At 32.5% G+C, this 1180-nt stretch carries 1 pseudogene; it reads left to right on the top strand.

The window, feature by feature from the left end:
• Positions 1-55: 55 nt before the first annotated feature.
• Positions 56-1170, top strand: a pseudogene (locus tag VB248_RS22630) (ISAs1 family transposase).
• Positions 1171-1180: the final 10 nt, after the last annotated feature.

Here is a 1180-nt window from a genome sequence, read left to right as displayed (position 1 = left end):
AGCAGGGTTGTTAAGTTCTGATATTTTATTAATTTTGTCCAAATAATATTTTGTAATGGAGATTAATGATTTTTTTAAAAGCCTTTCAGACCCACGTAGAGGTCAAGGTCAACGCTATCCGTTTGAGAGTATGCTTTGGATTATCTTTTTAGGGATTTCTTGTGGCTATATCGGCTATCGTTCCATCCATAAGTTTGCCAAAGCTAATGAAGCTTATTTTACTGAGCTTTTCGGTTTAAAACATGGAGTACCCAGTCATGTGACTTTACGGCAGCTACTACTTGCTTTAGACAAAGACCTTGTCAAACAACGTTTTAATGAATGGTGTTCACATCAAGAATTATCATCTTTAGACTGGGTAAGTGCCGACGGAAAATCTTTAAAATCTACCTTGAGTGATTATACAGAAAGTTATCAAGATTTTTGTTCTATTGTTAGTATTTATGTTCAAAAGACTGGATTAACCCATTCTATAGCTGATTTCCGTAATAAGAAAATCAGTGAAGCAGAAATTGTAAGAAGCTTATTACCTTCTTTACAAGATAAAGGCGTAATTCTTACATTGGATGCCTTACACACTCAAAAAAAACAGTAAATGCTATTGTTGATTCAGGTAATCACTATGTTTTACAAGTCAAAGCAAACCAGCAAGCTCTTTTTAAATATATCCAAGCTTATAGTTGTGAAAATGCCTTTCAGGACATTTATCAAGTTACAGAGCAAACTCATGGCAGACTCACTCAATGGATTATTAAGGTTTATAAATTAGAAAATGAATCCATTCAACAACAATGGAAACAATTAAAATCTTTTATTTTAATCCAAAAGCAAGTTACTCAAAAAGGAAAAAAACATACACAACAAGCTCAGAAAGAACATCTTACTCAGAGTTTATCATATCGTATAAGTGACTTATGGCTTTCAGCAAAAGAGTTTGCTGAGGGAATCAGAAAACATTGGGGAATAGAAAATAGAATTCATTGGGTAAAAGATGTCAATTATCAAGAAGATAACAATAGAATTAAGCATCAAAATATAGCCGTGAATATGGCAATATTTAATGCAGTTTCCCTTAATTATCTCAGACAAAATGTCAATGACTCTATTAAGTACGCCCAAATAATATTTGGTCAAAATTTCAAAGAACTATGTTTTAATGCCAGAACTTAACAACCCTGCT

This window comes from Arcicella rigui, assembly GCF_034929435.1.
Taxonomy (GTDB): Bacteria; Bacteroidota; Bacteroidia; order Cytophagales; family Spirosomataceae; genus Arcicella; species Arcicella rigui.
The sequence above is the reverse complement of the archived record's forward strand: the minus strand, read 5'-3'. Positions and strand labels throughout refer to the sequence as shown.